24 protein-coding genes, 1 tRNA gene and 1 other RNA gene are annotated in these 22,807 nt (G+C 67.6%); 18 read left to right on the top strand and 8 right to left on the bottom strand.

What is annotated here, in order from left to right; translation table 11 throughout:
* Nucleotides 1-65 precede the first annotated feature (65 nt).
* The 4 genes from ASF81_RS05215 to ASF81_RS05200 are packed head-to-tail and all read right to left on the bottom strand — an operon-like array spanning nucleotide 66 to nucleotide 2,458.
* Nucleotides 66-527 carry a DoxX family protein gene (locus ASF81_RS05215; RefSeq protein WP_055805883.1) on the bottom strand — a complete coding sequence of 154 codons (462 nt, stop codon included), beginning with the start codon at nucleotides 525-527 and terminating at the stop codon, nucleotides 66-68.
* Nucleotides 524-1,309 (bottom strand): DNA-binding domain-containing protein, encoded by a 786-nt coding sequence (locus ASF81_RS05210; RefSeq protein WP_055805881.1) that lies wholly within the window; start codon nucleotides 1,307-1,309, stop codon nucleotides 524-526. Before ASF81_RS05210 ends, ASF81_RS05215 begins: the two co-directional genes overlap by 4 nt.
* Nucleotides 1,290-2,153 (bottom strand): DUF692 domain-containing protein, encoded by an 864-nt coding sequence (locus ASF81_RS05205; RefSeq protein ID WP_055805878.1) that lies wholly within the window; start codon nucleotides 2,151-2,153, stop codon nucleotides 1,290-1,292. The genes ASF81_RS05210 and ASF81_RS05205 overlap by 20 nt, the downstream gene beginning before the upstream one ends.
* Nucleotides 2,154-2,167: 14 nt before the next feature.
* Nucleotides 2,168-2,458: a DUF2282 domain-containing protein gene (locus ASF81_RS05200; RefSeq protein WP_055805874.1), complete on the bottom strand. Its 291-nt coding sequence runs from the start codon at nucleotides 2,456-2,458 to the stop codon at nucleotides 2,168-2,170.
* Nucleotides 2,459-2,655: 197 nt separating this feature from the next.
* Here ASF81_RS05200 and ASF81_RS05195 point away from each other — a divergent pair, with 197 nt between their 5' ends.
* Both ASF81_RS05195 and ASF81_RS05190 read left to right on the top strand, forming a co-directional pair.
* Complete coding sequence (locus ASF81_RS05195) at nucleotides 2,656-3,183, top strand: sigma-70 family RNA polymerase sigma factor (protein WP_369814901.1); 528 nt, start codon at nucleotides 2,656-2,658, stop codon at nucleotides 3,181-3,183.
* Entirely contained in the window at nucleotides 3,173-3,814 is a 642-nt protein-coding gene (locus ASF81_RS05190) for an NrsF family protein (protein ID WP_055805868.1), read from the top strand. Before ASF81_RS05195 ends, ASF81_RS05190 begins: the two co-directional genes overlap by 11 nt.
* A gap of 64 nt (nucleotides 3,815-3,878) precedes the next feature.
* Here ASF81_RS05190 and ASF81_RS05185 read toward each other — a convergent pair.
* Nucleotides 3,879-3,954, bottom strand: a tRNA-Ile gene (locus ASF81_RS05185).
* 212 nt (nucleotides 3,955-4,166) lie between these two features.
* Here ASF81_RS05185 and ASF81_RS05180 point away from each other — a divergent pair.
* Entirely contained in the window at nucleotides 4,167-4,958 is a 792-nt protein-coding gene (locus tag ASF81_RS05180) for an SIMPL domain-containing protein (RefSeq protein WP_055805865.1), read from the top strand.
* 72 nt (nucleotides 4,959-5,030) lie between these two features.
* Here the strand turns inward: ASF81_RS05180 and panD are convergent, their stop codons facing one another.
* Nucleotides 5,031-5,387 carry an aspartate 1-decarboxylase gene (gene panD / locus ASF81_RS05175; RefSeq protein WP_039246844.1) on the bottom strand — a complete coding sequence of 119 codons (357 nt, stop codon included), beginning with the start codon at nucleotides 5,385-5,387 and terminating at the stop codon, nucleotides 5,031-5,033.
* Between the two features lie 227 nt (nucleotides 5,388-5,614).
* On the opposite strand from panD, the gene sppA reads away from it, so the two are divergent.
* The 4 genes from sppA to rnpB all read left to right on the top strand — a co-directional run bounded on the left by sppA (nucleotide 5,615) and on the right by rnpB (nucleotide 9,018).
* The gene (sppA, locus tag ASF81_RS05170; RefSeq protein ID WP_055805861.1) at nucleotides 5,615-7,393 is read left to right on the top strand and encodes a signal peptide peptidase SppA; all 1,779 of its coding nucleotides are present in this window, start codon (nucleotides 5,615-5,617) and stop codon (nucleotides 7,391-7,393) included.
* 105 nt (nucleotides 7,394-7,498) lie between these two features.
* Nucleotides 7,499-7,822 carry a hypothetical protein gene (locus tag ASF81_RS05165; RefSeq protein WP_055805858.1) on the top strand — a complete coding sequence of 108 codons (324 nt, stop codon included), beginning with the start codon at nucleotides 7,499-7,501 and terminating at the stop codon, nucleotides 7,820-7,822.
* Nucleotides 7,823-7,835: 13 nt separating this feature from the next.
* Nucleotides 7,836-8,597, top strand: a complete 762-nt coding sequence (locus ASF81_RS05160; RefSeq protein ID WP_055806888.1) for an N-acetylmuramoyl-L-alanine amidase — start codon at nucleotides 7,836-7,838, stop codon at nucleotides 8,595-8,597.
* 32 nt (nucleotides 8,598-8,629) lie between these two features.
* Nucleotides 8,630-9,018, top strand: an RNA gene (gene rnpB / locus ASF81_RS07305) — RNase P RNA component class A.
* Between the two features lie 646 nt (nucleotides 9,019-9,664).
* On the opposite strand, the gene ASF81_RS15635 is transcribed toward rnpB, so the two are convergent.
* On the bottom strand, nucleotides 9,665-9,733 hold the full coding sequence (locus tag ASF81_RS15635) for a hypothetical protein (protein ID WP_350224835.1): 69 nt from the start codon (nucleotides 9,731-9,733) through the stop codon (nucleotides 9,665-9,667).
* Here ASF81_RS15635 and ASF81_RS15630 point away from each other — a divergent pair.
* The 11 genes from ASF81_RS15630 to ASF81_RS05105 all read left to right on the top strand — a co-directional run bounded on the left by ASF81_RS15630 (nucleotide 9,732) and on the right by ASF81_RS05105 (nucleotide 22,453).
* On the top strand, nucleotides 9,732-9,980 hold the full coding sequence (locus ASF81_RS15630) for a division/cell wall cluster transcriptional repressor MraZ (protein WP_350224834.1): 249 nt from the start codon (nucleotides 9,732-9,734) through the stop codon (nucleotides 9,978-9,980). The two genes, ASF81_RS15635 and ASF81_RS15630, sit on opposite strands and share 2 nt — an antisense overlap.
* Complete coding sequence (gene rsmH / locus ASF81_RS05150; protein ID WP_055805855.1) at nucleotides 9,977-10,957, top strand: 16S rRNA (cytosine(1402)-N(4))-methyltransferase RsmH; 981 nt, start codon at nucleotides 9,977-9,979, stop codon at nucleotides 10,955-10,957. The genes ASF81_RS15630 and rsmH overlap by 4 nt, the downstream gene beginning before the upstream one ends.
* On the top strand, nucleotides 10,954-11,403 hold the full coding sequence (locus ASF81_RS05145; protein ID WP_055805852.1) for a hypothetical protein: 450 nt from the start codon (nucleotides 10,954-10,956) through the stop codon (nucleotides 11,401-11,403). The genes rsmH and ASF81_RS05145 overlap by 4 nt, the downstream gene beginning before the upstream one ends.
* Nucleotides 11,400-13,184, top strand: coding sequence for a penicillin-binding protein 2 (locus ASF81_RS05140; protein ID WP_055805849.1), 1,785 nt, complete (start codon nucleotides 11,400-11,402; stop codon nucleotides 13,182-13,184). The genes ASF81_RS05145 and ASF81_RS05140 overlap by 4 nt, the downstream gene beginning before the upstream one ends.
* The gene (locus ASF81_RS05135; RefSeq protein WP_055805846.1) at nucleotides 13,181-14,641 is read left to right on the top strand and encodes a UDP-N-acetylmuramoyl-L-alanyl-D-glutamate--2,6-diaminopimelate ligase; all 1,461 of its coding nucleotides are present in this window, start codon (nucleotides 13,181-13,183) and stop codon (nucleotides 14,639-14,641) included. The genes ASF81_RS05140 and ASF81_RS05135 overlap by 4 nt, the downstream gene beginning before the upstream one ends.
* On the top strand, nucleotides 14,634-16,052 hold the full coding sequence (gene murF / locus ASF81_RS05130; RefSeq protein ID WP_055805842.1) for a UDP-N-acetylmuramoyl-tripeptide--D-alanyl-D-alanine ligase: 1,419 nt from the start codon (nucleotides 14,634-14,636) through the stop codon (nucleotides 16,050-16,052). The genes ASF81_RS05135 and murF overlap by 8 nt, the downstream gene beginning before the upstream one ends.
* Nucleotides 16,053-16,061: 9 nt before the next feature.
* Nucleotides 16,062-17,171, top strand: a complete 1,110-nt coding sequence (gene mraY / locus ASF81_RS05125) for a phospho-N-acetylmuramoyl-pentapeptide-transferase (protein WP_017504532.1) — start codon at nucleotides 16,062-16,064, stop codon at nucleotides 17,169-17,171.
* Between the two features lie 4 nt (nucleotides 17,172-17,175).
* The gene (gene murD, locus ASF81_RS05120; protein ID WP_055805839.1) at nucleotides 17,176-18,561 is read left to right on the top strand and encodes a UDP-N-acetylmuramoyl-L-alanine--D-glutamate ligase; all 1,386 of its coding nucleotides are present in this window, start codon (nucleotides 17,176-17,178) and stop codon (nucleotides 18,559-18,561) included.
* Nucleotides 18,558-19,733: a putative peptidoglycan glycosyltransferase FtsW gene (locus ASF81_RS05115; RefSeq protein ID WP_055805836.1), complete on the top strand. Its 1,176-nt coding sequence runs from the start codon at nucleotides 18,558-18,560 to the stop codon at nucleotides 19,731-19,733. Before murD ends, ASF81_RS05115 begins: the two co-directional genes overlap by 4 nt.
* Before the next feature lie 285 nt (nucleotides 19,734-20,018).
* Entirely contained in the window at nucleotides 20,019-21,110 is a 1,092-nt protein-coding gene (murG, locus tag ASF81_RS05110) for an undecaprenyldiphospho-muramoylpentapeptide beta-N-acetylglucosaminyltransferase (RefSeq protein ID WP_055805833.1), read from the top strand.
* Nucleotides 21,111-21,277: 167 nt separating this feature from the next.
* Nucleotides 21,278-22,453, top strand: a complete 1,176-nt coding sequence (locus ASF81_RS05105; RefSeq protein WP_055805830.1) for a mechanosensitive ion channel family protein — start codon at nucleotides 21,278-21,280, stop codon at nucleotides 22,451-22,453.
* Here ASF81_RS05105 and ASF81_RS14775 read toward each other — a convergent pair.
* Nucleotides 22,374-22,721, bottom strand: coding sequence for an endonuclease domain-containing protein (locus ASF81_RS14775; protein ID WP_235559259.1), 348 nt, complete (start codon nucleotides 22,719-22,721; stop codon nucleotides 22,374-22,376). The genes ASF81_RS05105 and ASF81_RS14775 overlap by 80 nt on opposite strands.
* Between the last annotated feature and the right edge of the window lie 86 nt (nucleotides 22,722-22,807).

Raw genomic sequence — 22,807 nt, 5'->3', positions numbered from 1 at the left:
ACGATGAAGTTTGAGGTCAAGCAGTAGATCAGGGTGAAAAATGCAGACCTGAGCAATTCTTCGGATCAGCTTCGCCGGCCCAGCCAGTGATCGAAACCAATCGGCCCGGCGCCGAACCTGATGATGTAGAGCAGCACCGTCGCCCAGAGCAGGTGGGTCGGCCAACCGAGGGGATAGACGAAAACCTCGATCACTACAGTCATGCCCAGAAGCGCGAGCGCGGCGAAGCGGGCGCCGAGGCCGAGCACCAGCAGGATCGGGAACAGATGTTCTGAATAGGTCGCCAGGTGGGCGGCGATATCGCTGGGGATCAAAGGCAGTCGGTATTCCTCGGCGAACAGAGCATAGGTGCTGTCGGTGACGGTCAGCAGGCCCTCCACCTTTGTCCGGCCGGAGAGGAAAAAGACCGCCGCGATCGATACACGCGCGATCAGGCTGAGCACCGGCAGGGGGATCGCAGCCTGGGCCAGGCGTGGGAGGACCGCCAAGGAGGGGCGCGGCGACGATACGGCGGTCAGTTCGGTCATTGTGGCGCTCCGGTATCGATGCGGGTGAAGGCGCCGGTCAGAAGCAGGTCTCTGAACAGCTCGGACAGATTGGCTGCGGGATCGGCGGCGAGGGCGGCGAGGGCCGCCGCTCCGACAGTGCGGCCGTGACGACAGGCGTCAAGGAAGGCGAACTGGGGCCGGTTCAGCCGATGGGTCTGGACCTCCATTTCCGGACGCACGATCAACAGGCCCTCAGGAGACTGGTCCCAGAGCATGTCGTCCGGAGGCGTAGCCAGACGATTGGCCAGCCAGATCGATGGCGCGGTCCAGTCGAACCAGAAGACTTGCGCAGACGGATGCAGGACCGCGCTGCCGGCGTTGAGAGCAGTGTGCGACAGGGCGGCGACCGTCCCAGGGCGCAGGGTCGGTGCGTCAGCGGCGCGGTGCGCGCGGCTCCATGCGCGATCAAGACGGGCGACAGGCGGCAGAAACGGAAGTTCAAACGCGGGCGGAAACGTCGCCAGCCACTCCGGGAAGCCCTCGCCATAGGCATCGAGAACCGGGGATGAGGGAGGCGCGCTGTCGGCGTAGATCAGAGCGGCGTCGCGAAACCAGTCCGGACCGACCAACCGTTCGGCCGTCGGATAGAGACCCGCCAGGGCGTCGGCACGCCCCTTGGCCACCGTGTTTCGATAAACCGCCAGTCCGGGCGCATTCGGGTCCGCCAGCCACGGTGTGAGCACGGAGCTATGCCCCTGCAAGGCCAGAGAGAAGCTCGCATGAAATGACAGCATCGGATCGTCAGGCGGCGCACTGGACATGGCAGGCCTCCATTATGGCGACGGCTTGATCGCGTTCGGCGATCAACTCGGCGAAGTCGGGGATGTTTTCGTCGCGCTCGATCAGCGTGGGACGCGGCCCGATCCGCATGAGTGTCTCGGCATAGAGGGACCAGGCGGCGTCGCTGACCGGCGCGTCGTGGGTGTCGATCAACAGCGCCTCTGCGTGGACGGGATCGGGCGCAAAGCCGGCCAGATGGATCTCGCCGATGAGATCGGCCGGAACGGCCGCCAGATAGTCCCGCGGGTCGGCGCCGAGATTGTTGGCGCTGATGTGCACATTGTTCAGATCGAGCAGCAGGCCACAGCCTGTCGCGGCGGCCAGTTCGACCAGGAAATCGACCTCCCCCATCTCGTGGCCTTTCAGGTCGAGGTAAAGGGATGGATTCTCGATCAGCAGGCGTCGGCCCAGCGCGTCCTGCGCTCGCGCGACGTTGTCGCTGACCTGCTTCAACATCTGTCGGGTGCGCGGAAACGGGAGCAGATCAGGGTGATAGACGCCGCCGCCCCGCGACCAGGCCAGATGCTCGGACATCAGAAACGGCTCGAACCGGTCAGCGAGCGTCTTGAGCCGCGCCAGATGCTCCGGGTCCGGCGCCTCGTCTCCGCCGAGCGACAAGCCGACACCGTGCAGCGACAGAGGCTTTTCTCGACGGATGGCCTCCAGCCATTTCAAGCGAGGGCCACCATCGACCATATAGTTCTCAGGATGGACCTCAAACCACAGACCGGCCGCCGCAGACGCCAGAGCCTCGTCGTAATGGCGGGCCTTGAGGCCCAGTCCCACAGTGGGGACAGGCGTCGTGGCGGTCGATCCATGGTTCATCAGTCCAGTTCCGATCAGCGCGAGACTGGCGTCAGCGAGCCGTTGCCGCGCGGGGTGCGGATGCTGGTGCAGGTGCCGGCGGGCGTGTGCTTCCAGGCGTTGCCCTGATAGTCGCGCACCGAGGTGCCGGCGCAGGTCGTGCCGGGGCCGGCGGCGCAGTCGTTCTTCCCGGCCAGAGCGATGCCGTAGCATTTTTCCATGGCGGCCGGTTTGGCCTCGGGGTTCCTGGTCGATTGGGCGTGCGCCATGCCGGCGCCGGCGGTCAAGGCGACTAGGGTGGCGGCGGCGATCTTGGTGCGGGTCATGCAAGAGGTCCTTCTCAAAAGGCACGGCCGTTCGTGGCCGCTGAATCCGCCTTTCGCCGACGACCCGCCGCGCGTTACATTTTCGAGCCAACTATTTTTCGTGCATCATTTTGCGAGACGCCATGTAACCGTCGCGGTCTCCGCAGCGTAGGTCGCAGTCGCACGTGCTTGACCGGGAATCACAACTCAAAGCCTTGATGCTCAAAGGCCTGGACGGTGACGCGCAGGCTTGGCGCGTGCTGCTGTCGGACCTGGCCGCGCACCTGCGGCCCTTTTTCAAACGCCGTCGTTTCAACGGAGAAAGCGACGCGGAGGACCTCGTGCAAGAGACCTTGATCGCCATTCACGCCAAGCGCGCCACATGGGATCGCAACCAGTCGTTCACGGCCTGGGCCTTCACGATCGCCCGCCACAAGCTGATCGACCACCTGCGCCGCCAAGGCCGACGCCTCACCGAGCCGCTGGATGACGCAAGCGTGCTGCTGGCCGAGCACACGGTCGAGGACGGGGTCATGCGACGCGATTTGACCCGCGCCTTGTCGATCCTCCCGGCGCGACAGCGCGCCCTGATCCATGATGTGAAAGTCACCGGGCTGAGCGTGGCCGAGGCGGCCGAGCGTCACGGCTATTCCGTCGCCGCCGCCAAGGTCAGCATCCATCGCAGCTTCAAGGCTCTGACCGCGCGCTTCGCGGCTAGAGCAGCAGGGTCCAACGATGAAGACTGACGACCTGATCACCAGCCTGGCGCTGGACTTGCCGCCGACGTCCCGAAGCGACGTCGACCGTCGTGTGCTGCTGTTCATGCTGCCGGCGGCGGGCGTCGCGCTTGCTGGTGTCGTTTGGTGGCTGGGATTGCGACCGGATCTGATGTCGGCCGTCGCCGGACCGACCTTCTGGGCCAAGGCGGCCTATACGGCGGCCCTGTGCGTCGCGGGCTTCTGGCTTCTGGATCGACTGGGGCGGCCGGGCGCTTCGCCGCGCCGTCCCGCAATCCTGCTAGCCGCCATTTTGGCCGTCGCTGCAGGATGGGCTGTCGTGGAGTTGCTGGGCGCTGCGCCTGACGCGCGGATGGACATGGTCATGGGGCGCTCCGCCAGGGTCTGTCCGACGAACATACTGTCGTTGGGCGCTCTGGCGGCGCCTTTCATATTCTTCGGCGCGAGACGGTTCGCCCCTGTGAAGCCCGCTTCCGCCGGCGCCGCCGCCGGTCTTCTGGCCGCAGGGCTGGCCGCGACCGTCTATGGCCTGCATTGCCCCGAGCACACGGCCGCCTTTGTGGCGGTCTGGTACACCTTGGGCATGGGCCTCGTCGCGGTCCTGGGCGCGGCTCTGGGTCGTTTCACCTTCCGCTGGTGAGCATGTGCGCGACACTGCAGTTGAGCGGTCTTGAGGCGCTTCTGAGTGGTCTCGACAAACAGAGTGGTAGGCCCGGAGGGACTCGAACCCCCAACCAGACCGTTATGAGCGGTCGGCTCTAACCATTGAGCTACAGGCCCCCAAGGCGCGCCCCGGCGGTAGGGGTTTCGCCTAGCAGGCGCGGGCGCGGCTTGCCAAGCGGAGGCGGGCAAGAAGGCGATCTTTCGGCGATTTCACGAAGATGAACGGAAACTGCCAAGGCGCACGGGCGTTGGTTCAGGCGAGAACGGCCAAGGTCGTTGCAACGGATCGGCGAATGCGCCGGTCCCGGATCGCTCACGGAGAAGACTGCATGACCCGCAACCTGGCCGCCGCCCCCCTGAAGACCCTGTCGTTGAAGACCGTCGCCCTGGGCGGCGCCGTCGCCGCCGCCGCCTTCCTGGCCGCCGCCACGCCGCGCGCCATGGCTCAGACGGCCGAACCGATGGGAGCCATGCACATGATGCAACCCGCGCCGTCGCTGAGCCTGTCGGCCTACGGCGAGGTGAAGGCCGCGCCGGACATGGCCACCATCACCTTCGGCGTCCAGACCGAGGCAACGACTGCCCAGGCCGCTATGCGCGATAATGCTGCGCAAATGACGCGCGTGGTCGCCGCCCTGCGCCGCGCGGGCGTCGCTGAACGCGACATCCAGACCTCGGGTCTGAACCTGTCGGCGCAATACGATTACGTCCAGAACGAGCCGCCCAAGCTGCGCGGCTACCAGGCTGTGAACCGTGTGACGGTGGTCATCAACGACCTGAGCAAGGTCGGTACGACGGCCGACGCCGTGGTCGCCGCCGGCGTCAACCAGATCGACGGCATCAGCTTCGGCCTGAAGGATCCGACCGCCGCCGAAAACCAGGCGCGCCAGCTGGCGGTGCGCAACCTGCAGGCCAAGGCCCAGCTGTACGCCCAGTCGCTGAACGTCCAACTGTCGGGCATTCGCAACCTGACCGAGGGCGGCGGCTATGCGCCCCAGCCGCCGATGCCGATGTTCGCCGCCCGCGCCGTGTCGATGGACCGGGCCGAGAGCACGCCGGTTTCCGCCGGCGAACTGACGGTGCGGATCGACATCACGGGCGTCTACGACATCGCCCGCTGATCGCATCGATCGGATAAAGAAAAGGCCCGCCGTCGCCGGCGGGCCTTTTTGCATTCTGAGAGGCGAAGCGCCTTAGCCGGCGGTCTTGATCGCGTTGGCGTCGTCCAGCAGGACCACGTTCGGGTTCCACTGGCGCGCCTCTTCCTGCGGCAGCTGGCCGTAGGTGACCACGATCACTTTGTCGTTCTTCTGCACCAGGCGGGCGGCGGCGCCGTTGACGCCGATGACCTTGGAGCCGCGCGGCGCCTCGATCGCATAGGTGGTGAAGCGCGCGCCATTGGTGATGTTCAGCACATCGACCTGTTCGTGCGGATAGATGCCGGCGGCGTCCAGCAGGTCCATGTCGATGGCGATCGATCCTTCGTAATCGAGATCGGCCTGGGTCACCGTGGCGCGGTGCAGCTTGGACTTCATCAGGGTGACCAGCATCGTGCGGTCTCCAGCAAGAAAAACGCGGGGCGCAGGCCCTCGCTCACAGGCGGCTCATATAGGGATTTCCGGGCCTCGCATCAATCCGCACGCTGCGTCGCAGCAATCGGGTGCGGCTGCGAACGCCAGGTCAACCGACGGATTGCACGCGCGTCATTTGACGACGGCCCGCGTCCCCCTATGCTGGCGACGCCATTTCCGGCCTGCGAGCGCGCGTTTTCCCTCCGATGAAGCAATTCTTCCTGACGGTCCTTGGTGTCTTCACCGGGCTGATCCTGTTCGTCGTCGTCATTCCCGTTGTGCTGCTGACGGTCGCCGTCGCCTCGTCGTCCAAGCCGACGACGCCGGCGACCACCGTGCTGGAGCTGGACCTGCGCGGCGGCGTCAGCGACCAGCCGTCGTCCAATCCGTTCGCGGCCTTCGGCAGTTCGGGCCTGGCCCTGACGGACGTGGTCGATGGCCTGCATCAGGCCCAGAGCGACAGCAGCGTCAAGGCTCTGCTGATCCGCCTGCCGGAAAGCGGCATGACGCCCGCCACCGCCGACGAACTGCGCCAGGCCATCCACCGCTTCCGCAATGCCGGCAAGCCCGTCATCGCCCACAGCCAGGGCTTCGCCCCGTCGGGCGCGGTGATGTCCACCTATATGGTCGGGGCCTCGGCGTCGGAGCTGTGGATGCAGAACACCGCCGGCTTCCAGGCCACGGGCTTCTCGGCCGACAGCCTGTTCCTGGGCCGCGCCTTCCAGAAATACGGCGTCAAACCCGAGTTTGAACAGCGCTACGAGTACAAGAACGCCGTCAACGAATACACCCAGAGCGACTACACCGGCCCGCACCGCGAGGCGATGACGGCCTGGATGACGTCGATCTACGACACCGCCCTGGCCAACGCGGCCAGGGACCGCAAGACGACGGCCCCGGCGCTGAAGACGGTGATCGAGGCCGGCCCCTATTCGGCGGAACAGGCGCTCAGCAATCGGCTGATCGACAAGGTGGGCCAGGTCGAAGAGGCCGAGATCGCCATCAAGACCCGCGCCGGCAAAGGCGCCGAGATCGTCGAGTTCGGCAAATACGCCAGCCAGAAGGGCGAACGCACGGGTTCGGGCAAGAACGCCATCGCCATCGTCGGCGGGGAGGGTGCCATCGTCACCGGGCGCGGCGGCGGCGCCAGCTTCGGCGGCGGCTCGTCCATCCATTCCGACGACACGGCCGAGGCCATCTACGACGCGATCGAGGACAAGAGCGTCAAGGCGATCGTCTTCCGCGTCTCTTCGCCCGGCGGTTCGCCCGAAGCGTCCGAGCAGATCCTTGCCGCCGTGCGCGCGGCGCGGGCGGCGGGCAAGCCGGTGGTGGTGTCCATGGGCGCCTATGCGGCCTCGGGCGGCTACTGGATCAGTTCCGAGGCCGACTGGATCGTGGCCCAGCCCACGACCCTGACCGGCTCGATCGGCGTGTTCGGCGGCAAGTTCGTCTTGGCCGATGCGCTGGGCCGGTTCGGCGTCGACATGCGTGAGCTGACGGTGGGCGGGGAATACGCCGACGCCTTCTCGCCGACGCAAGAGTTCACCCCCCAGCAGCGCGCGGCCTTCGCCGGTTCGATGGACCGGATCTACGACGACTTCATCACCCGTGTGGCGACGGGCCGCAAACTGTCGCCGGACCGGGTGCGCGAAATCGCCAAGGGGCGCGTCTGGACCGGCGCCCAAGCCCTGCCGCTGGGCCTCGTCGACCAGTTGGGCGGCGTGACCGAGGCGGTGAACAAGGCCCGCCAACTGGCCAAGATTCCCGACAACGAGCCTGTCCGCTTCAAGCATTTCCCCAAGCAGCAGTCGCCGTTCGAGGCCCTGTCCGAAATGTTCGGCGTCCAGACCGAGGCCGCCAAGGCCCTGGTCGTGCTGGGCGGCGTCATGGCCGATCCCCAGGCCCAGGCCGTGATGCGCCGGATCGACAGCGACCGGATGCGCAGCCAGGGCGCGGTGGTTCTGGCCGATCAGCCGATCTTTTGATGGACCGCGGCGCACGCGACCGTGCGTCGCGGTCCATTGACCGCAGGCCCCGATGGACCGACATTGCGTGTCAGGCGTTCCCCGGATCGCCTGAAAGGATGACCCATGTTCCAGCCTGAACGTCTCGCCGCCATCGGCCATGCCGCCCGCCGCCGTCCCAACGGCCTGGTGGCGTCCGTCATGTGGGTCGCCGGCATGATCGCCGCCGTCTGCGCCATGGCGGTCGGCGCCGTCCTCGCCGTCTTCACCGCTGCAGCCGTGGCGGTCATCGCCCTGTTCGCCGGCGTTCTGGTCTTCCTTGTCGGTCTGGTCATGCGCACCCGCCGCAACATCGCGCCGCGTCGCCGCAACAGCGATCACGACCTGATCGAGGCCCACAAGGTGGACGGCGCCTGGGTCGCCTATGGCTGGGAGCGCAACGGCCGCTGAGCCGACGCCGCCCATGACGTCCTACATCGACGCGCCTTCGCCCAACTTCGACGCGCGCCGTGCGCCGCCGGACATGCTGGTGCTGCACTACACCGGCATGCAGACCGGCGAGGGCGCTCTGGCCCGCCTGCGCGACCCGGAGGCCAAGGTCTCGGCCCACTATCTGGTTGAGGAAGACGGCCGCGTCTTTCAACTGGTGCCCGAGGAGCGCCGCGCCTGGCACGCTGGCCGCGGCGTCTGGCAGGGCGAGGACGACTGCAACGCCGCCTCCATCGGCATCGAGATCGTCAATCCGGGCCATGAGTTCGGCTATCGCGCCTTCCCCGAAGCCCAGATCGCGGCCGTCATCGCCCTGATCTCCGATATTCGCAGTCGCTGGACCATCGCCGACAACCGCATCATCGCCCATTCCGACCTGGCGCCGGATCGCAAGGAAGATCCGGGCGAGCTTTTCCCCTGGAAACGCTTGGCCGAGGCCGGGCACGGCCTGTGGTTCGAACCGGCGGCCGAACGGGTGCAGGCCTTGGGCGGCCTGCTGCAGAAGGGCGATCAGGGCATCGGCCCGATGGTGCTCAGCGCCGGCCTGCATCGGCTGGGCTACGGCCTGAAAGCCAGCGGCGACTACGACGCCGCCGTCGAAACCGCCGTCCGCGCCTTCCAGCGTCATTGGCGCCCGGTCCGCGTCGACGGCGTCGCCGACGGCGAAACCCGCGCCCGCCTGGTCGGCCTGCTCCAGCTGGCCAGCGCCGAGAGCGTCACGGGCGTATTGAATTGACGTTCGCGCCGCTAACGCGCATCTAGCGCGCGCCAGACGGCTGGGCGGTCGCGGCGGACTTCGCGTCCGTCGAGGAAAGTCCGGGCTCCACGGTGAAAAGGCGGCGGATAACTTCCGCCCGGGGTGACCCGAGGGATAGCGCCACAGAAAGCAAACCTCCGGCCTTGCGAGGCCGGTAAGGGTGAAAGGGTGGGGTAAGAGCCCACCGCGGACCTGGCAACAGGGACGGCATGGCAAGCCCCGCCTGGAGCAAGACCAAATAGGGACATCGCGCGGGCTCGCTCGCGGGGCTCACCGCCTCAGATGTCCGGGTAGGTCGCGAGAACCGATCAGCAATGGTCGGTCCAGAGGAATGATCGTCGCCGATCCGGGCCTCGGCTTCGGAGCGGAACAAAACCCGGCTTACAGGCCGTCTGGCATACTTTTCTTTAGGCCTATCGGCCTTCGGCCTGCTTGAGGCCGATTTTCTCGGCCTACCGCGCTTCGCGCTGCTTGAGGCCGACTTTTTTCTTCGGGCCTATCGGCCTTTGGCCTACTTGAGGCCAGTAGGGCTGGGGGTTGGCGCCCTCCCTTAGCGCGTCGCCTAATCTGAGTTGGGATTATCCCCGCATTTCAGCGTTCTGGCGGCGGTCCCGCGTGTTGGCGGGCGTTAACCTATTGTCTGGCAATGGAAGGTTAGAACGGCTCACAGCCTGTGAATACTTTGTTTGTTCCGTGTATGTTCCAGCTGTTCGAGCGTGCTTAAGTCGTCACACGTCAAAACATGGTTAAATCTTGGCCTTGATCCCATTGAGGCCCATTTCATCCCATGCTATCCCAGCTTCATGATTTGGGGCTGAGAGGCGGGCGCGGCGGGCGTTCGTCAGGGCATCTAGGGACGGGCCGAAGGGCTCGATTGGACAGGGCGTGTTTCTCTCGACCTATGAGAAGCAGCTGGACGGCAAGCGCCGTCTCCTCATCCCCAACGATTTCCGCACGACCGAAAACGGCGCCGCCGGCGGCGTCTTCATCTTTCCTTCGATCGAGGCCGACTGCCTGGAAGCGGGCGGCGACCGCCTGTTCGCCGTCTATGCCGAAATGATCGAAGCCCTGCCGTTCGGCTCCGAGGAGCGTTCGGCGCTGGAGTGGCAGGTGATGGGCGAGCAGGTGCGTCTGGCCTACGATTCCGGCGGTCGGATCACCTTGCCCGAGGCGCTGTGCGCCGAGGCGGGTTTGGGCGACACCGTCGTCATCGTCGGCCTGAACGACCGCTTCCAGATCTGGTCGCGCGAGAAATGGGCGGCCCGCCGCGCCGAACAGCGCGCCCTGGCCAAGGCCGGCATGGCCCAGATTGGCGCCCTGAAGCTGGCGGCCCAGATGAAGCTGGCGGGAGGTGGATCGTGACTGACGCTCCCCCCAATTCTCCCCACGCCCCCGTCCTGCTGGCCGAGGTGATCGAGGCCCTGGCGCCCGCGCCCGGCGACGTCGTGATCGACGCCACCTTCGGCGCCGGCGGCTATACCCGCGCCATCCTGAAAGCGGGCGCTCAGGTCGTCGCCCTGGATCGCGACCCGACGGTCCAGCCGCACGCCGACGCCGTCGCCAGCGACTTTCCCGGCCAGTTCCAGCTGATCCGCACCCCCTTCTCGGGGCTGGCCCAGGCGTTCGCCGACAGCGGCAAGGCGAAGCTGGACGGCGCGGTCTTCGACATCGGCGTCTCGTCGATGCAGCTGGATCAGGCCGAGCGCGGCTTCTCCTTCATGCGCGACGGTCCGCTGGACATGCGCATGTCCGATGAGGGCGCGACCGCCGCCGATATCGTCAACACCTGGGACCACGGTCCCCTGGCCCACATCTTCAAACTGTATGGCGAAGAGCGCCACTCGGGCCGCGTCGCCACCGCCATCCTGCGTCGCCGCGCCGAACAACCGTTCACCCGCACTCTGGATTTGGCCGAGGTGGTCGAAAAGGCTCTGGGCGGCCGTCGCGGCGCGCCCATTCATCCGGCGACGCGCGTGTTCCAGGCCCTGCGCATCGCGGTCAATGACGAACTGGGCGAGCTGGAGCGCGGTCTGGAATCGGCCGAGGCGACGCTCGCCCCCGGCGGACGCCTCGCCGTCGTCACCTTCCATTCGCTGGAAGACCGCATCGTCAAGGCCTTCCTGACCGAGCGCACCGGCAACAGCCCCGCCGGTTCGCGTCATGCGCCGATGGCCGTCGATCCGCGCAAGCCCAGCTTCACGCTTCAGTTCAAGGGCGCGCGCGAGGCGGGCGACGAAGAGCGTTCCACCAACCCGCGCGCCCGCTCGGCCAAGCTGCGCGCCGCCGTGCGCACCGACGCCCCGGCCTGGGGTCGGATCGATGGGAAAGCGGCGGCATGACCACGGCGCCCTTCTTCACCTATTCCCGCACCGCCCTTCAGCGTCTGTTCGACTGGAAGGTGCGTGGCGTGCGCTGGGTCGAGATCATCGGCGTGGCCTTGGTCGCGATCATGATCGTGTCGGTCTATGCCGCCAAGGCCGCCGCAGCGCGTGAGAGCAGCCGCATCGCTCAGATCGAACAGGACATCCGCGAGAACGGACAGCGCGTCCGCCTGCTGCGCGCCGAGGTCGCCCGTCTGGAACAGCCCGCACGTCTGGAAAGCCTGTCGCGCCAGATCGGCATGGCCCCCGTCGCGGTCGCCCGTCAGGCCAAGGAAGGTCAGCTGACGGCCCTGATGCCCGTCCCCGCTCAACCCGCCGCGTCCGCGCCTGCAGCCGCGCCGGCGCCGGCCGCCGTCGCCGATGACGCGCCCGTCCCAACGCCCTCGCCGGAGCCGGCGCAATGAGCGTTCAGGATCATCGCTATCATCGCCCCGCGCCGGGCGCCGATTTCCAGGAACGACTGCAAGGCCGTCTGTCTCCCTTCTGGCGCTGGCTGACGGAACTGGTCTGGCGGCTGGAGCACGGCTTCGAGCGCGCACGCGCCGACGCCCGTCCGGAAGAGGACACGCGCGTCCGCATCTTCCTGATCCTGATCGTCTTTTCCTGCGTCTTCGGCGGCCTGGCCATCGGCGCGTCGTACAAGGCCCTGTTCGCCCCGGCCAACGGCCTGGGGCGCGGCGTCAATCCGAACGCCCTGGTGCGCGGCGACCTGACGGACCGCAATGGCGAGCTTCTGGCCACCAACATCGTCCACTACGGCCTCTACATCGACCCGGCCGAGATCTGGGATCGCGACCTGGCCTATCGCCAGATTCGCCGCGCCCTGCCGCGCATCTCCGCCGAGCGACTGAAGAAGGTGCTGGGCGGCGACCGTCGTCTGATCGCCTTGACTGGCCTGACGCCTCAGGAAAAGGCCGCCGTCCACGACCTGGCGCTGGGCGGCGTCACCTTCGAGCCCGAGGATCGCCGCGCCTATCCGCTGGGAACGTCGGCCGTCCATCTGATCGGCGACGCCGACACGGGCGGGCAGGGCGTCTCGGGCGCCGAACTGGCCTTCAACGACGAGATCCGCGCGGCGGGTCAGCGCGGCGAGGCCTTCCCCCTGTCCATCGACCTGCGCGTCCAGGGCGTGCTGGAAAACGAACTCGCCGCCGCCGCGATCAAGAACCAGGCCAAGGGCGCCGTCGGCATCGTCACCGACGTCCAGACCGGCGAGGTGCTGGGCATGGCGTCCTGGCCGACCTTCAACTCGGCCGATCGCGGCGCGGCGCCCGACGGTGCCACCCTGAACCGCGCCGTCTCGGGCCACTACGAGATGGGCTCGGTGTTCAAGACCTTCACCGTCGCCGCCGGCCTCGACACCGGCCGGGCCGACATGAACACCCTGTTCGACGCCTCCCAGGCCTTCCAGATCGGCGATCGCAAGATCAAGGACTTCCACGCCCAGAACCGGGTGATGACCCTGGAAGAGGTCTATCTGCACTCCTCCAACATCGGCACGTCGCAGCTGGCGGTGCAGATGGGCCCTAACACCATGCGCGACTATTTCCGCCGCCTGGGCCTGCTGGACGCCGCCAAGATCGAGCTGAAGGAATCGGCCAAGCCGGTCGTGCCGCGTCGTTGGGACAACTCGACCCTGGCGTCGCTGTCCTTCGGCTACGGCATCATGATCACCCCGGCTCAGATGGTTCAGGCCATGGGCGCCCTGACCAATGGCGGTCGGATGATCCCGCTGTCGCTGCGCAAGGGGGGCGCCCGCAACGTCCAGCCGCAACAGGTCGTCACCGAAGAGACCTCGCGCGCCATTCTCGACCTGCTGCGTCGCAACGTCGTCAAGGGTTCGGGCGGTTTCGCCGACGCGCCAGGCCTGCGGGTCGGCGGCAAGACGGGCTCGGCCAACAAACTGGTCGGGGGTCGCTATGACCCCAGCCACGCCCTGGGCTCCTTCGCGGCGGTCTTCCCCTTCGACGGCCCGCTGAACGGCAAACGCTACGCCATCCTGATCGTGATGGACGAGCCGGGGACCTATCCCAAGACCGGCGCCTATGTCGCTGCGCCCGCCGTGCACAATATCGCCGACCGCATCGCCGGCTTCCTGGGCGTCGAACGCCGCGACGACCGCTGGCGCACCGCCTCGGGCGAGAAGATCCCGCAATATCAGGACGTGGCGGGGGACGGGCTTTGAGCGCGCTTCACCTGTCCGACCTGCTGCGCCGCGACGTCTCCTCGGACCCCGTCATCACCGGCGTCACCGCCGACAGCCGCAAGGTCTCGCCCGGCGCCCTGTTCGTCGCCCTGCCGGGCACGGCCGCCGACGGCCGCGCCTTCATCCCCCAGGCCCTGGCGCAAGGGGCCGCTGCGGTTCTGGCGCCGACTGACACGCCGGATGGTGCGGCGCCCGTTCTGGTCACCTCGGGCGACGTGCGCCGGGCCTACGCCATCGCCGCGCGCGGCTTCTACGGCGCCCAGCCCAAGACCTGCGTCGCCGTCACCGGCACCAACGGCAAGACGTCGGTCGCCACCTTCTGCCGCCAGATCTGGGCCGGTGTCGGCCATAAGTCCGCCAGCATGGGCACGCTAGGCGTCATCGGCCAGAAGGGCGTCAAGACCTACGCCCTGACCGGCCCGGGCCTGACCAGCCCCGACGCCGCCGAGGCCGCGCGCCTGATGGCCGAACTGGCCGCCAAGGACGTGACCCACGTCGCGCTGGAGGCCTCGTCCCACGGCATCGATCAGCGCCGCCTGGACGGTGTCGCGTTGAAGGCCGCCGCCTTCACCAACCTGACCCAGGACCACCTCGATTATCACGGCACCATGGCGGACTACCGTTCCGCCAAGATGCGCCTGTTCGAGACCCTGCTGCCGCGTGGCCGCACCGCCGTGCTGAACGCCGATTCCGACGCCTATTCGGTCTTCGCCTCGGCCTCGATCATGGCGGGCCTGGGCGTCATGGGCGTGGGCGAGCGCGGTCGCGACCTGACCCTGATCGGCCGTCGCGCGACGCCTGAAGGGCAGCGTCTGACGATCGATGTGCGCGGCGACATTCGCGAGATCCTGCTGCCGCTGGCCGGCGCGTTTCAGGCGTCCAACGCCCTGGTGGCGGCCGGTCTGTGCATCGCCGCCGGCGACCCCGCCGACGCCGTCATCGGCGCGCTGGAAGGCCTGACCGGCGCGCAAGGCCGCCTCCAACGCATAGGCGGGGGCCTAGAAGGCCGGGGCGAGGTATATGTCGACTACGCCCACACGCCCGACGGGCTTGAGACGGTCTTGAACGCGCTGCGTCCGCACGCGACTGGCCGACTGATCGTCGTCTTCGGCGCCGGCGGCGATCGCGATCGTGGCAAGCGTCCCCTGATGGGCGAGATCGCCGGGCGTCTGGCCGACATCGCCATCGTCACCGACGACAATCCGCGTTCCGAAGACGCCGCCGCCATCCGCGCCCAGGTCCGCGCCGGCTGCCCGGACGGGATCGAGATCGGCGACCGCCGCGCCGCCATCGAGGCCGCCGTCGAAATGATGCGTGACGGGGATGTGGTGGTCATCGCCGGAAAAGGGCATGAACAGGGTCAGATCGTCGCGGGCGTGACCCACCCCTTCGACGACGCCACTGTCGCGTCCGAGGCCCTGTCTCTCTATGCCTGAAAACTCCGCCCGCCCGCTCTGGTCGGCCGCCGAAGTCGCCGCCGCCACGGGCGGCGTGCTGCACGGCGACGACCGCCCGATTACGGGCCTGACCTACAACAGCCGCGAGATCGTCCCCGGCGATCTGTTTCTGGCGCTGAAGGGCGAACGCGACGGGCATCAGTTCGCCAGCGGCGCCTTCGCATCGGGCGCTGCGGCCGCCCTGGTCGAAAATGAGGTCGACGGCGGCCCGTGCGTCGTTGTGCCCGACACCTTGCGCGGCCTCGAAGCCCTGGGCGTCGCCGCTCGCGAGCGCGCGCCCCATGTAAGGCGCGGAGCCGTCACCGGCAGCGTCGGCAAGACCAGCGTCACCCAGGCGATCAAGGCGGGCCTCGACCTCGCCGGTCCCGCCCACGGCTCGATCAAGAGCTACAACAACCACATTGGCGTGCCCCTGACGCTGGCCCGGATGCCGGTCGAGACCCAGCGCGCCGTGTTCGAGATCGGCATGAATGCGCCGGGCGAGATCGCGCCCCTGTCGCGCTTCGTCGCCCCCCACGCCGCCTGCGTCACCACGGTCGGTCCGGTCCATATCGAGGCCTTCGCGGACGGCGAGGCCGGGGTCGCGCGTGAAAAGGCGACCATTTTCCAGGGTCTGGTCCCGGGCGGTGCGGCGGTGGCGAACGGCGACGTCGCCTTCTCGGCTGTCCTGTGCGACGCGGCCAAGGCGGTCGGCGCGCGTCTGCTGACGTTCGGATCCGACGCCGGCCATGACGCCCGCCTGCTGGACTTCCGGCCTGACGCCGAGGGCGCGGCGGTGGCCGCCGAACTGTTCGGGCGACGCATCGACTATCGCCTGGCCCAGTCCGGCGCCCATTGGGGCCTGAACAGCCTGTGCGTCCTCTTGATGCTCGACGCCCTGGACGTGACGCTGGATACGGGTCTCGAAGCCCTCGCCGGGTTCCAGCCTCTGGCTGGGCGCGGCCAGACCCGCACGGTCACGACGCCGGACGGCGCCTTCACCCTGATCGACGAGAGCTACAACGCCAATCCCCTGTCCATGGCCGCCGGGTTCAAGACCCTTGGCGTGCGCTCGACCTCGGGCCGCCGCGTGGTGGTGCTGACCGATATGCTGGAGCTGGGCGAGCAGAGCCGCGACCTGCACGAAGGTCTCGCCGGCCCCATCGACGCCGCCGGTCTCGACCTTGTCCACGCCGCCGGTCCCGAGATGCGCTGGCTCTACGACGCGCTTCCAGTCTCGCGACGCGGCGTCTGGCGCCCGACGGCGGCGGAACTGGCGGCCGAGGCGGCCCTGTTGGTCGCGCCCGGCGACATCGTCATGGTCAAGGGTTCGAACGGCTCCAAGGCCTCGCTGGTGGCAAAGGCGCTCGCCGACCTTCAAGGCCGCGACACGACGCCCACGACGCGATAGGGAAGCCGAATGTTTTACCTGCTCTATCTCTACTACGCCGACGTGGCGCACCAGTATCCGCTGCTGAACCTGGTTCAGTATCAGACGGTGCGCGTGGCGCTCGCCATGGCCACCGCCATGATCGTCGCCGTCGCCATGGGCAGCCGCTTCATCAACTGGATCCGCGCCAAACAGGGCCGGGGCCAGCCGATCCGCGACGACGGCCCGGTGTCCCACCTGTCCAAGGTCGGCACCCCGACAATGGGCGGTCTGATGATCCTGGCCGGCATCGGCGTGGCGGTGCTGCTCTGGGGCGACCTGACCAATCCCTACATCTGGATCGTCAGCTTCGTGACGGCGGCCTTCGGCGTGCTGGGCTTCATCGACGACTACGCCAAGGTGACCAAACAGACCTCGGCCGGCCTGACCTCCAAACAGAAGCTGCTGGCCCAGACCGTCGTCGCCGTCGTCGCCGGCGTCCTGACCGTGCTGTGGATGACCGTCTCGCCGACCTCGCCGGGGCTCGAGACGTCGATCGCCTTCCCCTTCTTCAAGGCCGTGCTGCTGAATATCGGCTGGTTCTATGTGGCGTTCGCGGCCTTCACCATCGTCGGCTTCTCCAATGCGGTGAACCTGACGGACGGTCTGGACGGTCTGGCGACCGTGCCGGTGATGATGGCGGCGGGCGCGTTCGGCGTGATCAGCTACCTCGCCGGCAACTTCGTCTTCGCCCAGTATCTGCAGGTCCACCACGTGCCTGGCGCGGGCGAACTGGCCATCTTCTGCGCGGCCATGATCGGCGGCGGCGCGGGCTTCCTCTGGTACAACGCCCCGCCGGCCAAGATCTTCATGGGCGACACCGGCTCACTGGCTCTGGGCGGGGCGCTGGGCGCCATCGCCGTCACCACCAAGCATGAGCTGGTCCTGGGCATCGTCGGCGGCCTGTTCGTCATGGAGGCCGCCTCGGTCATGATCCAGGTCGGCTATTACAAGCTGACCAAGAAGCGCATCTTCCTGATGGCGCCGGTCCACCACCATTTCGAGAAGATGGGCTGGCCGGAATCCACGGTCGTTATCCGCTTCTGGATCATCGCCGGCGCCCTGGCCCTGCTGGGCCTGTCCACGCTGAAGCTGCGCTGATCCGATGATCTCCGTTCCCGGCTTTGAAGGCAGGCGGGTCGCGGTCTTCGGCCTGGGACGGTCGGGGATCACGGCCGCGCGCGCCCTTCAGGCCGGGGGCGCGATCCCGATCCTGTGGGACGACGGCGAGGCCGGCCGGGCGCAGGCGAAAGGCGAGGGCTTCACGGTCGAGGACCTGGCTGCCGCCGACTGGTCCGACTTCGCCGCCCTGGTCCTGTCGCCCGGCGCGCCCCTGACCCATCCCAGGCCGCACTGGACCGTGGACTTGGCCCGCGCGGCCGGCGTGCCCGTCCTCGGCGACATCGAACTGTTCGCCCGCGCCCTGGCCGACCGGCCGAAGGATCAGCGGCCGCGCGTCGTCGCCATCACCGGCACCAACGGCAAGTCGACCACCACCGCGCTGATCGGCTGGGTGCTGAAGTCGGCGGGCCTGACGGTCCACGTCGGCGGCAATATCGGCGTCGGCGTCCTGGCCTTGCCCGAACCGACGCCCGACGCCGTCTATGTGATCGAGGTCTCGAGCTATCAGCTGGACCTGACCACGACCTTCGCCCCCGACGTCGCCATCCTGACCAACATCAGCCCCGACCACCTGGACCGCCATGGCGGCATGGACGGCTATGTTGCGGCCAAGGCGCGCATCTTCGCCAATCAGGGACGGGATGATGTGGCCTTGGTGGGCGTGGACGACACCTGGGGGCAGGAGATTGCGCGTGACCTGCCAGATCGCGCCACCGTCATCTCGACCCACCCCTCACAGAGAGCAGAAGGATATGTCGCACAGCCGGGTGCGGTTTTGAAGGATGGTGAGCTGGTCGCCGACCTCTCCACCGCCCGTTCGTTACCCGGCCGTCACAATGCTCAGAACGCTGCCTTTGCTTATGGTACGGCCGTCAGGCTCGGCGTCTCGCACGACGCCGCCGTCGCCGGCCTGCTGTCCTTCCCCGGCCTGGCCCACCGTATGGAGGCGGTCGGCCGCCTCGGCTCCGTGCGCTTCATCAACGATTCCAAGGCCACCAACGCCGACGCCGCGCGTCAGGCCCTGGCCTCCTATCCGTCCGTCTTCTGGATCGCCGGCGGCGTGCCCAAGACCGGCGGCATCGACGACCTCGCCGACCTCTTCCCCCGCATCGCCAAGGCCTATCTGATCGGCGACGCGGCCGACGCCTTCGCCGCCACATTGGCTGACACGCCCCACGTCATCGCCCGTACCCTCGACGCCGCCGTCGCCGCCGCCGCCGCCGATGCGGCCTCGGCCGGCGGCGACCAGATCGTCCTTCTGTCCCCCACCTGCGCCAGCTTCGATCAGTTCAAGGACTTCGAGGCGCGGGGCGAGGCCTTCCGCGCCGCCGTTCTGGCCCTCGGCGCCGTCCCGGAAACCGCGTCATGAGCGCTCCCTACACTCCCGCCTTTTCCCGCAACGACCAAAGCCATGTGGCCCAGTGGTTCTGGACCGTGGATCGCGGCCTGCTGGGCGCGGCGCTCGCGCTGATGGCCCTGGGCGTGGCGCTCAGCTTCGCCTCCAGCCCCGCCGCCATCCTGGCCGATGAATCGATCACCGACCCCTTCCACTATTCTTGGCGGATGATGGTCTTTTCGGGCGTGGGGCTCAGCATCATGCTGACGACCTCGCTGATGTCGCCGCGCGGCGTGCGGCGCATCGCGGTCCTGGCCCTGTTCGGCGCCATCGTCGTGATGATGGCCTTGCCGTTCATTGGCGACACGGTGAAGGGGGCCGCCCGCTGGGTGAACTTCGGCCCCTTCAGTCTGCAACCGTCCGAGTTCGCCAAGCCCGGCCTGATCGTCTTCGCCGCCTGGATGTTCGCCGAGGCGCAAAAGGGGCAGGGGGTGCCCGGCGTGACTATCGCTTTCGGCTTCTACGCCCTGACCGTCTCGCTGCTGCTGATCCAGCCCGACATCGGCCAGACGCTTCTGATCACCACCACCTTCATGGCCGTCTTCTTCATGGCGGGCGTGCCGTTCAAATGGATGGCGGTTCTGGCCAGCCTGGGCATGGCGGGGCTGGTGTCGCTGTATTTCGTCTTCGGCCACATGCGTGACCGCCTCAGCCGCTTCTTCTCGCCCGAAACCACCGACACCCACCAGATCGACAGCGCCTCGGAGGCCATCCGCGCCGGCGGCCTGCTGGGCCGGGGCATCGGCGAGGGCGTGATGAAGCGCCGCGTGCCCGACCTGCACACCGACTTCATCTATTCCGTCGGCGCCGAGGAGTTCGGCCTGATCCTCAGCCTGATCATGATCAGCCTCTACGCCTTCATCGTCATTCGCGGCATGCGCCGGGCCATGAAGCTGACCGACCCGTTCGAGCAGACGGCGGCGGCGGGCCTGTTCATGCTGATCGGGCTTCAGGCCTGCATCAACGTCGCGGTGAACCTGAACCTGATCCCGACCAAGGGCATGACGTTGCCCTTCATCAGCTACGGCGGCTCCTCCATGCTGGCCATGGGCCTGACCATGGGCTTTGCCCTGGCCCTGACGCGACGCCGCCCCGGCGCCTACGAACCCGGCGCCAGCCTGACCATGGGCCGGCGGTTGCTGTAGTTCTCTTTCGTCGTCCCGCGATCTCGCTACGCCAGTCGGAGTAGGACGAAAGAGCGGTTAGCCAGCCTTCTTTGACGAAAACATGCGGATGATTTCCGTCGCTTACCGCTCGCGATCGACCGTCTCCTGCCCACGCTGCAAAATCGTGCGATCCTGTCGCCGCCCCATTCCTCGCCGCACCGTTCCTGGCCGACATTAGACAGATTAGACGAATTAGACGGTGTTTTTGCCTGCCCACCGTCTGAACTTCAGACTATTCAGACCCTCTTTTTCGGAGCCTCGCCCATGACCAAGCTCTGCGTCGTCGCCGCCGGCGGCACCGGCGGCCATATGTTCCCGGCCGAGGCGCTGGCGCGCGAGATGGCGGCGCGCGGCTGGCGCGTGGTGCTGGCGACCGATCACCGGGGCGAACAATACGCCCACGCCTTTCCCGCCGAGGAACGGCTGGCGCTGGACGCCGCCACCGGCTCGGGCCCGCTGGGCCTGATCAAGGCCGGCGTCGCCATCTTTAAGGGCGTGGTTCAGGCGCGAACGGCCTTCGACCGGCTGGGCGCCGATGTCGTCGTCGGCTTCGGTGGCTATCCGTCCGCCCCGGCCCTGGTCGCCGCCGTCACGTCCCAGCGACCGACGGTGATCCATGAACAGAACGCGGTCCTGGGCCGCACCAACCGCCTCCTGGCCCCCTATGTCGGTCAGGTCGCTTCATCCTTCCCGACGCTCGAACGCGCGCCGGCCAGGGTCCAGGGCCGCTCGCACGTCGTCGGCTCGCCGGTGCGGTCCGAGATCCGCGCCCTGTTCGACCGCACCTATGTCGCCCCCGCCGCCGATGGCCCGATCCATCTGCTGGTCACCGGCGGCAGCCAGGGCGCCCGCATCCTGTCCGAGACCACGCCCCGCGCCCTGGCCGCCCTGCCGGAATCCCTTCGCCGTCGCCTGAAGGTGCAGCAGCAGTCACGCCCCGAGACGCTGGAGGCCGCGCGCCAGATCTATCTGGAGGCCGGGATTGAGGCCGAGGTCGCCCCCTTCTTCCGCGACATGGCTGAACGGCTGTCCAAGGCGCATCTTGTTGTCGGCCGCTCCGGTGCCTCGACCTGCGCCGAACTGGCGGTCGCGGCCCTGCCGTCCGTTCTGATCCCGCTGAAGATCGCCACCGACGACCACCAGCGCCTGAACGCCAAGGCCCTGACCGATGCGGGCGCGGCCGAGGTCATTCTGGAAGACGACCTGACCATCGATCGCCTGGCTTCGACCCTGACCAGCGTCCTGTCCGACCCGGCGCGCCTGTCGGCCATGTCCGCCGCCGCCCGCAGCGTCGCCATCCCCGACGCCGCCCAACGCCTGGCCGACCTCGTCGAAGCGACGGCAGGTCGTGCGTGATGTCTCCTCCCCACGTGTGGGGAGGGGGACCGCGTAGCGGTGGAGGGGTTCTTCGCGCCGAAAGAACCCCTCCGTCACGGCGCGAAGGGCGCGCCGCGCCACCTCCCCATCGCTTCGCGACAGGGAGGAGACATAAACCCTCTCGGCCCTGAGGCGTTAGGAAGCTCATGCCTCCCGAAATCATCGCCGTCACCCGCCAGATTCGCGCCCTGTGGCACCGGTTCGACTGGCTGCCCGAATGGGCGGTCATCGGCCTGGTCCTGCTGGTTTTCGTCGGCGGCGGCTGGCTGACGCACAAGATCGTCTTCGCCATCCTGCGTCGCGTCGTTCGCAACAAGGATCTCTTCTGGCGCGGCGTGGTCGAACGCGCCCGGGTCAAGCTGCGCGTTCTGATCATCATCATCGGCATCGGCATCGGCGTGACCGTCTCGCCGATGGATCCCGGCCCGTCCGAGGATATCCGCAGCGCTCTGCTGTTCCTGTTCATCCTGACCCTCGGCTGGATGGCGTCGGGCGTGCTCGACATGTGGTCGGTCATGCACCTCAAGCGGTACAATATCGCTGTCGAGGACAATCTGCTCGCCAGGAAGCACCTGACCCAGACCCGCATCCTGCAGCGGGTGGCCAAGGTCGTGCTGTTCATCGTCACAGTGGGCCTGGCCCTGATGACCATCGCCGGCTTCCGTCAATGGGGCGTCAGCCTGCTGGCCTCGGCCGGCGTCGTCGGCATCATCGCCGGTCTGGCGCTTCAGCCGATCCTGACGAACATGGTCGCCGGCATCCAGATCGCCCTGACCCAGCCCATCCGCCTGGACGACGCCGTCATCGTCGAGAACGAGTGGGGCAATGTCGAGGAGATCACCTCGACCTATGTGGTGGTGAAGCTGTGGGACTGGCGCCGGATGGTGCTGCCCCTGTCCTACTTCATCACCAAGCCCTTCCAAAACTGGACGCGCGAGAACGCCCGCCTGATCGGCGTGGCCTTCTTCTACGTCGATTACGAAGCGCCCATCGACCGGCTGCGCACCGCCTTCGAGGGCATCGTCAAGGCGTCCAAACACTGGGATGGCGACGTGCAGGTGATGCAGGTCACCGACATCACCGAACGCGTGCTTCAGGTGCGCTGCCTGGCCAGCGCCCGCTCGGCCCCGGTCGCCTTCGACCTGCGCTGCGAGATCCGCGAGAAGCTGATGGCCTTCATGCGCGACGAATGCCGCGAGGCCCTGCCGCGCGACCGCATCGAATGGCCGCAAGGCGAACCCTCTAGTCTCCCTCCCCGTCTCGGGGAGGGTGGCCGCGAAGCGGCCGGGTGGGGGCGGCCGCCATCAGTTCGCGAAGAATAAAATCCATGACATCCGGGAGTCGATCCCGAACATCGGAGGCCGCTATGCGCAGTGTCTTTACGCCGTGATGAGCCAATGCGGCGTCACGGCGGGCGTCCCAGTCGCCACGCCCCTCTTGCGAACCGCCATCGACCTCCACCGCCAAGCCGCGTCGGAGACAAATGAAGTCGACATAATAGCCGAGGAGAGGATGCTGGCGTCGGAAATGAAAACCTTGTTTTCGAAGCTCGCGCAGAGCCAACCAAAGCCTCGCCTCCGGCGGGCTCATGGCTTTTCGCATCGCTCGGGCTTTTGCGATCTTCGCCATTCTGGGGCGCCCCCGCCCGGTCTCGCTGCGCTCAACCACCCTCCCCT

This window comes from Brevundimonas sp. Leaf168, assembly GCF_001423685.1.
Lineage (GTDB): Bacteria > Pseudomonadota > Alphaproteobacteria > Caulobacterales > Caulobacteraceae > Brevundimonas > Brevundimonas vesicularis_C.
Note: the sequence above shows the minus strand (reverse complement) of the source record. Positions and strands in the feature narration are given on the sequence as shown.

Bases quoted from the DNA above. Each gene is read 5' to 3' on its own strand.
- ASF81_RS05160 (WP_055806888.1), top strand. From the start codon at position 7,836: ATGACGTCCTACATCGACGCGCCTTCGCCCAACTTCGACGCGCGCCGT.
- murF (WP_055805842.1), top strand. From the start codon at position 14,634: ATGCCTGAAAACTCCGCCCGCCCGCTCTGGTCGGCCGCCGAAGTCGCC.
- murG (WP_055805833.1), top strand. From the start codon at position 20,019: ATGACCAAGCTCTGCGTCGTCGCCGCCGGCGGCACCGGCGGCCATATG.
- ASF81_RS05215 (WP_055805883.1), bottom strand. From the start codon at position 527: ATGACCGAACTGACCGCCGTATCGTCGCCGCGCCCCTCCTTGGCGGTC.
- ASF81_RS05165 (WP_055805858.1), top strand. From the start codon at position 7,499: ATGTTCCAGCCTGAACGTCTCGCCGCCATCGGCCATGCCGCCCGCCGC.
- mraY (WP_017504532.1), top strand. From the start codon at position 16,062: ATGTTTTACCTGCTCTATCTCTACTACGCCGACGTGGCGCACCAGTAT.
- ASF81_RS05180 (WP_055805865.1), top strand. From the start codon at position 4,167: ATGACCCGCAACCTGGCCGCCGCCCCCCTGAAGACCCTGTCGTTGAAG.
- ASF81_RS05210 (WP_055805881.1), bottom strand. From the start codon at position 1,309: ATGTCCAGTGCGCCGCCTGACGATCCGATGCTGTCATTTCATGCGAGC.
- ASF81_RS05190 (WP_055805868.1), top strand. From the start codon at position 3,173: ATGAAGACTGACGACCTGATCACCAGCCTGGCGCTGGACTTGCCGCCG.
- sppA (WP_055805861.1), top strand. From the start codon at position 5,615: ATGAAGCAATTCTTCCTGACGGTCCTTGGTGTCTTCACCGGGCTGATC.
- ASF81_RS05105 (WP_055805830.1), top strand. From the start codon at position 21,278: ATGCCTCCCGAAATCATCGCCGTCACCCGCCAGATTCGCGCCCTGTGG.
- panD (WP_039246844.1), bottom strand. From the start codon at position 5,387: ATGCTGGTCACCCTGATGAAGTCCAAGCTGCACCGCGCCACGGTGACC.
- ASF81_RS05140 (WP_055805849.1), top strand. From the start codon at position 11,400: ATGAGCGTTCAGGATCATCGCTATCATCGCCCCGCGCCGGGCGCCGAT.
- ASF81_RS05205 (WP_055805878.1), bottom strand. From the start codon at position 2,153: ATGAACCATGGATCGACCGCCACGACGCCTGTCCCCACTGTGGGACTG.
- ASF81_RS14775 (WP_235559259.1), bottom strand. From the start codon at position 22,721: ATGAGCCCGCCGGAGGCGAGGCTTTGGTTGGCTCTGCGCGAGCTTCGA.
- murD (WP_055805839.1), top strand. From the start codon at position 17,176: ATGATCTCCGTTCCCGGCTTTGAAGGCAGGCGGGTCGCGGTCTTCGGC.
- ASF81_RS05115 (WP_055805836.1), top strand. From the start codon at position 18,558: ATGAGCGCTCCCTACACTCCCGCCTTTTCCCGCAACGACCAAAGCCAT.
- ASF81_RS15630 (WP_350224834.1), top strand. From the start codon at position 9,732: ATGGGCGAGCAGGTGCGTCTGGCCTACGATTCCGGCGGTCGGATCACC.
- ASF81_RS05200 (WP_055805874.1), bottom strand. From the start codon at position 2,458: ATGACCCGCACCAAGATCGCCGCCGCCACCCTAGTCGCCTTGACCGCC.
- ASF81_RS05195 (WP_369814901.1), top strand. From the start codon at position 2,656: ATGCTCAAAGGCCTGGACGGTGACGCGCAGGCTTGGCGCGTGCTGCTG.
- ASF81_RS05145 (WP_055805852.1), top strand. From the start codon at position 10,954: ATGACCACGGCGCCCTTCTTCACCTATTCCCGCACCGCCCTTCAGCGT.